This window comes from Pseudomonas sp. FW305-20 (genome assembly GCF_058788075.1).
Genome location: NZ_JBYTAJ010000066.1, coordinates 1 through 8360, shown reverse-complemented (window position 1 = coordinate 8360; position 8360 = coordinate 1). Strand labels below are relative to the sequence as shown.

The window sequence follows — 8360 nt, the reverse complement described above, 5'->3', positions numbered from 1 at the left end:
CTCCCGCCCATCCCCCGCACCATTCGTCGCACAAAACCAATAACAACAGGTTCGACACCATGCCCCCGCGCCCTGCCCTGTCCGGCTGATCCCGTTCGTTTTTATCCCGAATTCAGAATTTTTGTCTGCAACCCCAAGTTGCGGCAGCGCCCCGTTTCACGCCTAAAAATTAGAGAGACCCGAGCACATGAAACCTTCCACTTCGCAATTCTTATTCCCCAGCCTCATCGCCGTCGCACTGGCCAGTACCGCCCTGCCCGCCATGGCCGAGGAATCAGGCTTTGTCGAAGGTGCCAAGGTCAACCTGAACCTGCGCAACTTCTACATCAACCGCAACTTCACCAACCCGACCAAAACCCAGGGAAAGGCAGAAGAGTGGACACAAAGCTTCATCCTCGACGCCAAGTCCGGGTTCACCCAGGGCACCGTCGGGTTCGGCATGGATGTGCTGGGGTTGTACTCGGTGAAACTCGACGGTGGTAAAGGCACGGGCGGCACGCAGTTGCTGCCGCTGGATCACGACGGTCGTCCGGCGGACAACTTCGGTCGCACCAACGTCGCGTTCAAGGCCAAGCTGTCGCAGACCGAAGTGAAGGTGGGGGAATGGATGCCAGTGCTGCCGATCCTGCGTTCGGACGACGGTCGCTCCCTGCCGCAAACCTTTCGTGGCGGCCAGGTCACCTCCAAGGAAATCAACGGCCTGACGCTCTACGGCGGGCAGTTCCGCGCCAACAGCCCGCGCGACGATAGCAGCATGAACGACATGTCGATGAGCGGAAAACCGGCGTTCACCTCCGACCGTTTCAACTTTCAGGGCGGCGAATACGCCTTCAACGACAAGCGCACCCAGGTCGGTGTGTGGAACGCCGAACTCAAGGACATCTACAGCCAGCAATACGTGAATCTGATCCACAGCCAGCCCCTCGGCGACTGGACCCTGGGCGCCAACCTCGGTTTCTTCTACGGCAAGGACGACGGCAGCGCCCGGGCCGGCGAGTTGGACAACAAGACCTGGTCGGGCCTGTTCTCGGCCAAATACGGCGGCAACACCTTCTATGTCGGCCTGCAAAAACTCACCGGCGACAGCGGGTGGATGCGGGTCAATGGAACCAGCGGCGGCATCCTGGCCAATGACAGTTACAACGCCAGTTATGACAATGCGAAAGAAAAATCCTGGCAGGTACGGCATGACTACAACTTCGTCGCCCTCGGCATTCCCGGCCTGACCCTGATGAACCGCTACATCAGTGGCGACAACGTGCACACCGGCACCATCACCGACGGCAAGGAATGGGGCCGCGAAAGCGAACTGGGCTACACCGTGCAGAGCGGCGCGCTCAAAGACCTCAACCTCAAATGGCGCAACTCGACCATCCGCCGGGACTTCAGCAACAACGAGTTCGATGAAAACCGGTTGATCGTCAGCTATCCGATCAGCTTGCTATAGCCGCGTATGGCAGCGACCGTTGGATGAAAACGGTCGCATGCCGGTACCACCTGTCGGTGCGAACTAGCGCTTTGTGTGTTCGCAGATACAGTCAAGAAGCGTGTTTAATTCTCCATCCTGATGTAGGAGCCCCTTTTTTCTTCCGTTATCTCCGGATGCTGTACGCGAAGCTGCCATGACCACGGAGGTCAGGTATGAGCAAGCGAATAGTTATCGTCGGTGGCGGCGTAGGTGGAACCATGTTGGCCAATCAACTGGCCAGCAAGCTGTATCCAGAAATCCTGCGCGGCGAAGTCTCGATTGCACTACTGTCCAACTCCCCCGATCACTACTACAAACCTGCGTTCATGTACGTGGCGTTCAACCAGTTCTTTGAAGAAGAACTCAAGCGCCCGGAACGCTCACTGTTGCGCCCGGAAATCAGCTTTTACGTCGAAGAGGTCACGGGTTTCGATTTCCCCGGACAATCCCTGAAAACCCGCAACGGCAAGCGCTATGGCTATGACTTTCTGGTCATCGCAACCGGTTGCGTGCCCGCGCCAGAGCGTATCGAGGGCTTGAAAGAAGCCGGTGACCACTTCTACCAATATCAGCCCGCCCGGCAGCTGGCAGAACGGTTGAACACGATCAAAAAAGGCCGGATCTTCATCACGGTGTCTTTTCCGCAGACACCCAACGTGCCGCACCAATGCGGCATTGCGCCGGTAGAAACGACGTTGATGCTCGACGACTTGCTGCGTCATCGGGGCGTGCGGGACCAGGTGGAAATCGTCTACACCTACCCGACCACGGCTCAGCTACTGCGTAACTGCCTGTTCCTGCAACGCCCTACCGGGGAAATCCTGCCTGGTATTTTCGAGCAGAAGAACATCCGCTTCCAACGCAGCTTCACCCTCAGCCGTGTGGATCCCGAGCGAAAAATCGCCTACTCCGAAGAAGGCGAAGAGCAACCCTTCGACATCTTGATGGCGACACCGCCGATCCGCGCCGTCGATGCCGTGCTGGAATCCGGAGCGTCTCAAGCGCCCAACAACGAAGGCTGGCTGCCGACCCACCACGAGACCTTGCAGGTCTACGGCCTGGAACACGTCTATGTGATTGGCGACACCGTCGATCTGCCGGTGAGCAAGGCCGGTGGTGCCTGCCATAACCAAGCGCCGGTCATCGCCAACAATATTGCCGCCGAGATTCGCCTCGGCGCGCCCAACAGTGTCTATGACGGAAGGGTTCAGGCCGTGGCGCAGATGGGCCTCAACGCCGGGATGCCGCTGTGGTACGACTACGCCCATGACGTCCTGCCGACACCGCCGACCAAACTCGGCGGCCTGCTGAGACATGGCTTCAATCGTGGCCTGTACTGGGCAGTTGCCCGTGGAATGCTTTGATCTGCTCAGGGAGGAACAACCCGTGACGAACCTATCAGATGAAACCCTAGCGACCAGCGCTGCCGGCATGCCCGCAACGCCAGGACTCGCCGCCTTGATGGCGAAACTTCAGCCGCTGATCGACGGCGGTCGGCTGGACAACATTGTCGATGGGCTATCGCTGGTCTCGGACATGACCGACCTGCTGGACGCAGCGATGGTGGAAAAACTGGCGCGATTGTTCGAAAACGCGACGGCGGCCACCTGGACCGTCAGTAACGCCGTGCGCCTGGCCAAGGCCGAGGTCGCCGCCGCCCCCGAGCCACCGGGAGTCTATGCGTTGCTCAAACTGCTGAACGACCCGGACACGCGCAAAGGCGTGGCGGTTGTCCTGAAAACATTGAACGTCATCGGAAGACAACTGTAACCGCCAGAGAGGATCACCTCATGAGCGTCAAACTTGAATCGGCAGGGAAAGCCTGCACCGACTGGGACGCCAAGGCATACCAGCAGTTTTCCCGTCTCAGGCAACGACCGGTGAATGAATTGCTCGACCGTGTCGAACTCAAACAGCCCAAGCGCATCTACGACTTGGGATGCGGCACCGGCATCGCCACGCAACGGTTGGCCAAGCGCTGGCCTCGAGCGCAGTTGCAGGGCATCGACAGTTCCGAGCAAATGCTGGACGAAGCCCGTTGCCTGCCGATCAAGGCGTCGTGGAAACACTGCGATCTACTCGACTGGCAACCCGAACAACCGGCGGACCTGCTGTTCGCCGCCGCTGTACTGCACTTCGTCAGTGGTCACGAACAGTTGTTGCCGCGACTGCTCGCCCAGCTCAACCCGGGTGGATGCCTGGCCGCGCACATGCCCGACTGGCGGGATGCGCAGTGGTATCAACTGATGCTCGACACCCTTGAAGACGCAGGCCCCGGAGGCAAACCACTGGGCACACCGCAATTGCGCGAGGCCATGGCGGCGCGGCCGCTGTTGTCGTTGGAAAGTTACTATCGGTTGCTCTCGCCGATTACCCGGACACTGGATATCTGGGAGACCGAACAGCTACAGGTTGTCGACGGCAAGTCGCCGATCTATGACTGGGTCAAAGTCTCGGCGTTGCGCCCGGTGATGCGGGGGTTGAAGGACGATGAACAGGCACGGTTCATCTATCACTACCTGATGCGCGTGCATGCGCATTACCCGCCGGAGAGTGACGGGCACACGTTGTTTCCATTCAAACGGATATTCATCGTCGCCACGGTTTAAACCTGTGGGAGTGAGCCTGCTCGCGAAGGCGGTTTAACCTTCAGTATCGATGCAAGCTGACCCACCGCCATCGCGAGCAGGCTCGCTCCCACAGGGGATGTTCTGTGAACACAAGCATTGCGTTACAACCGGATCACTGTAGGAGTGAGCCTGCTCGCGATGGCGTCAGCTCAGACACCGCAAATCGCCAGGCTCACTCCCGCGATTCAACCCCCAATTCATCCCACACCGACTCCGCCAGATGGAACGTCGCGTTCGCTGCCGGAATACCGCAGTAGATCGCGCTCTGCATGATCACTTCCTTGATCTCCCCGCGGGTCACGCCGTTGTTGGCGGCGGCGCGCAGGTGCAGTTTGAGTTCTTCATTACGGTTCATGCCGATCAGCATAGCGATGGTGATCAGGCTGCGGGTGTGACGCGGCAGCCCCGGACGGGTCCAGATGTCGCCCCAGGCATGGCGGGTGATCATTTCCTGAAATTCCGAGTTGAACTCGGTCAGCGCATTCAGGCTGCGGTCGACGTGGGCGTCACCGAGTACCGCGCGACGGACTTTCAGGCCCTCGTCGTAACGTTGTTTCTCGTCCACAACAATCCCCTTAATCAGCTGACAAAAACGTCACAACCCGGTCACTGAACGCAGCGCCAGCCTGGACGTTGGACAAGTGCGCGGCATAGAACTCGGCGTACTCGGCGCCCTGCACGTGTTCCTGAATGAAGTGCCCGCCGGACGGCGGCGTGACCGGGTCTTCGGTGCCGGCGATGACCAGCAGCGGCACCTTGATCGAGGACAGCTGAGCGCGGAAATCGGCATCGCGCACGGCGGCACAATTCGCGGCATAGCCTTCAGGCGAGGTGGCCGCGAGCATGTCCGTAATCTTTTTCGCGGCAGCAGGATTGGCTTCAGCGAAATCGGCGGTGAACCAGCGCGCAATCGACGCATCACGCAGCGCGACCATGGCGGCCGGACCGTCACGCAGTACGGTTTCAATGCGCGGGTTCCACACCGACGGATCGCCGATTTTCGCCGCGGTGTTGCACACCACCAGTTTGTTCAGGCGATCACCCGCGTTGATCCCCAGCCACTGGCCAATCAGCCCGCCCATGGACAGACCGCAGAAATGCGCGCGTTCGATGTGCAACGCATCCAGCAGCGCCAGCACGTCATGGCCCAGTTGCTCGATGCTGTATGGCCCCGGCGTAACCAGCGATTGGCCATGACCCCGGGTGTCGAAACGCAGCACGCGAAAATGCTCGGTGAACGCCGCAATTTGCGCGTCCCACATGTGCAGGTTGGTGCCCAGCGAGTTGGACAGCACCAGCACCGGCGCATCCACCGGGCCATTGAGTTGCGGCCCTTCAATTTGGTAGTGCAGTTCGCCCTCGGCGAGTTGTACGAAAGCCACAGCAATCTCCTTCAGGCAGTCAACGCAGAATGTTCAGCCACCGCTCGCTCGACCCAGGTATGGGCCTGACCGAGGTAATGAGCGGGGTCCAGCAAATGATCGAGTTCAGCAGGCGAGAGTTCGGCGGTCACTTGCGGCTCGTCGCCGAGTACCGCTCGCAAATGACGTCGTTCAGCCACCGCGCGCTTGCAGCATTGCTCCAGCAAATGGTGCGCGGTGTCGCGGCCGACCCGTTGGGCGAGGACGATGCTCACCGCTTCGGCGAGCACCAGCCCTTGGGTCAGATCGAGGTTGCGGGCCATGCGCTCGGCGTCCACTTCCAGCCCATCCGTCACCAGCAACGCTTGTTTCAGACTGCCGGACACCAGGCAGCAAATCTCCGGCAGGGTTTCCCACTCGGCATGCCACAGGCCCAGGCTGCGCTCGTGTTCTTGAGGCATGGCGCTGAACAGCGTCGAGAGCAAACCCGGAACCCGCGTTGCAGCACTGATCAGCACCGCCGCGCCCACCGGGTTGCGCTTGTGCGGCATGGTTGAAGAACCACCCTTGCCCGGCGCGGAAGGTTCGAACACTTCAGCGGCTTCAGTCTGCATCAACAGGCTGATGTCGCGGCCGAGTTTACCGAGGCTGCCGGCGATCAATCCCAGTACCGAGCCGAACTCCACCAAGCGATCTCGCTGGGTGTGCCAAGGTTGATCCGGCAGTGTCAGTTTCAATTCTTCAGCCAGCGCCTGGGCAATCGGCATCGCCTGCTCGCCGAGGGCCGCGAGGGTTCCGGAGGCGCCGCCGAATTGCAGCACCAGCAGCCGCGGCTTGAGTTGTTGCAGACGTTGACGGCTGCGAGTGACCGCTCCCAGCCAACCGGCGATTTTCATGCCGAGGGTGACGGGTGTCGCGTGCTGTAACCAGGTGCGCCCGGCCAGCGGTGTGGCGACGTAGCGTAACGCCTGGGTCGCCAGGGTTTCGCCCAGTTGCGCCAGATCGCTTTCGATCAGCGCCAGCGCGCTACGCAGTTGCAACACCAGACCGGTGTCCATCACGTCCTGGCTGGTCGCGCCCAGATGCACGTAGCGCTCGGCTTCGGCATGGTTGGCCGCGATCTGTTTACCCAGCGCCTTGACCAACGGAATGGCCGAATTGCCGGCCGTAGCAATCGCCTCGCCGAGAGCCGCGAAATCGTAATGCCCGGCCTGACAGGCCGCTTCAATCGGCGCGACAGCCGTTTGCGGAATCAGCCCGACTCGCGCCTCGGCCCGAGCCAGCGCCGCTTCAAAATCAAGCATCGCTTGAACCCGACCCTGATCGCAGAACACCTCACGCATGTCGCGGGCAGTGAAATAGGCATCGAACAATTGATTACCCGGTCGCTCGTTCATAAACAGTCCCTGGAGGCGTGGGCCGGTCAGGCCCACGGGTAAAGATCAAAGGTCGTTTTCCAAATACTTCGCCTGTTTCGGCAAGCGCAGGCTGAACAGGAACGCCACCGCCATCATCACCGTGACGTACCAGTAGAAGGAGTTTTCCATGCCCACGGCCTTGAGGCTCAGGGCCACATATTCCGCCGAACCACCGAAGATTGCATTCGCCACCGCGTACGCCAGGCCGACACCCAATGCGCGCACTTGCGGCGGGAACATTTCGGCTTTTACCAGGCCACTGATTGAGGTGTAAAAACTGACGATCGCCAGTGCCACCGTAATCAGTACGAAGGCCAGGAACGGGCTGCTGACGCTTTTCAGGCTCAGCAGGATCGGCACGGTGAACAACGTCCCCAGAGCGCCGAACCACAGCATCGAGTTACGTCGGCCGATCTTGTCCGCGAGCATGCCGAACAGCGGCTGCATGCACATATAAAGGAACAGTGCGCCGGTCATGATGTAGCTGGCGGTCTTGGCGTGCATGCCGGCGGTGTTCACCAGGTACTTCTGCATGTACGTGGTGAAGGTGTAGAAAATCAGCGAGCCACCGGCGGTGTAACCGAGCACGGTAATGAACGCAGTCTTGTGGTCGCGGAACAGCGCACGGATGCTGCCGGCGTCCTTGTTTTCGCGCATTTCCTTGCTGGTGGTTTCCTTGAGCGAGCGACGCAGGAACAGCGAAATCAACGCTGCCGCCGCACCGACGACAAACGGGATCCGCCAGCCATAGGCGCGCAAATCATCCTCAGTGAGGATTTGTTGCAGGACCACCACCAGCGACACTGCCAGCAATTGCCCGCCGATCAGCGTCACGTACTGGAACGAAGCGAAGAAACCGCGCTGGCCCTTGAGGGCCACTTCACTCATGTAGGTCGCGGTGGTCCCGTACTCACCACCCACCGACAGCCCCTGCAACAAGCGGGCGAACAGCAGCATGATCGGCGCCCAGACGCCAATATCCTTGTAGGTCGGCAGGCAAGCGATAAGCAACGAACCGAAGCACATCATCAGAATCGAGATCAGCATCGAATTCTTGCGTCCATGCTTGTCCGCCAGCCGGCCGAAGATCCAGCCGCCGATAGGCCGCATCAGGAACCCGGCGGCGAATACGCCAGCCGTATTCACCAGCTGCACAGTCGGGTTATCGGACGGAAAAAAGGCAGGGGCGAAATAGATCGCGCAGAAGGCGTAGACGTAGAAGTCGAACCATTCGACGAGGTTGCCGGACGAGGCGCCGACAATCGCGAAGATCCTTTTACTGCGCTCTTCGCCGGTGTAGAGGGCTGTAGTAGCGGTGTTGGTTGTCATTGTTTTTTACTCAATGGGGACTGCAAAAGCCTAAACACACTTCTTAACGATCCCGTTTCAACGATGCACTCTTCACACTGATCGTTCCCACGCTCTGCGTGGGAATGCATCCCGTGACGCTCCGCGTCACAGTGGACGCAGAGCGTCCATGGCG

General features: G+C 60.1%; 8 protein-coding genes. 4 read left to right on the top strand and 4 right to left on the bottom strand.

From position 1 onward, the window contains the following. Positions 1–187 precede the first annotated feature (187 nt). From AC3WP4_RS28360 to AC3WP4_RS28345, 4 genes are all read left to right on the top strand, one after another. The gene (locus tag AC3WP4_RS28360) at positions 188–1447 is read left to right on the top strand and encodes an OprD family porin (RefSeq protein WP_102616786.1); all 1260 of its coding nucleotides are present in this window, start codon (positions 188–190) and stop codon (positions 1445–1447) included. Between the two features lie 194 nt (positions 1448–1641). Further along, entirely contained in the window at positions 1642–2832 is a 1191-nt protein-coding gene (locus AC3WP4_RS28355) for an NAD(P)/FAD-dependent oxidoreductase (protein WP_102616787.1), read from the top strand. Positions 2833–2854: 22 nt separating this feature from the next. Beyond that, entirely contained in the window at positions 2855–3238 is a 384-nt protein-coding gene (locus AC3WP4_RS28350; RefSeq protein WP_083383362.1) for a DUF1641 domain-containing protein, read from the top strand. A gap of 20 nt (positions 3239–3258) precedes the next feature. After that, a complete protein-coding gene (locus AC3WP4_RS28345) occupies positions 3259–4077 on the top strand; it encodes a methyltransferase domain-containing protein (RefSeq protein WP_074874195.1) in 819 nt (272 codons plus the stop codon). A gap of 193 nt (positions 4078–4270) precedes the next feature. Here the strand turns inward: AC3WP4_RS28345 and pcaC are convergent, their stop codons facing one another. Genes pcaC through AC3WP4_RS28325 form a run of 4 tightly spaced genes read right to left on the bottom strand, consistent with a single transcriptional unit; the run spans position 4271 to position 8206 of the window. Beyond that, a complete protein-coding gene (pcaC, locus tag AC3WP4_RS28340; protein ID WP_008147336.1) occupies positions 4271–4663 on the bottom strand; it encodes a 4-carboxymuconolactone decarboxylase in 393 nt (130 codons plus the stop codon). A gap of 10 nt (positions 4664–4673) precedes the next feature. Continuing rightward, a complete protein-coding gene (gene pcaD, locus AC3WP4_RS28335; protein WP_102616788.1) occupies positions 4674–5480 on the bottom strand; it encodes a 3-oxoadipate enol-lactonase in 807 nt (268 codons plus the stop codon). Positions 5481–5491: 11 nt separating this feature from the next. Beyond that, a complete protein-coding gene (locus AC3WP4_RS28330) occupies positions 5492–6856 on the bottom strand; it encodes a 3-carboxy-cis,cis-muconate cycloisomerase (protein WP_102616789.1) in 1365 nt (454 codons plus the stop codon). Between the two features lie 45 nt (positions 6857–6901). Further along, positions 6902–8206 (bottom strand): MFS family transporter, encoded by a 1305-nt coding sequence (locus AC3WP4_RS28325; RefSeq protein ID WP_102616790.1) that lies wholly within the window; start codon positions 8204–8206, stop codon positions 6902–6904. Between the last annotated feature and the right edge of the window lie 154 nt (positions 8207–8360).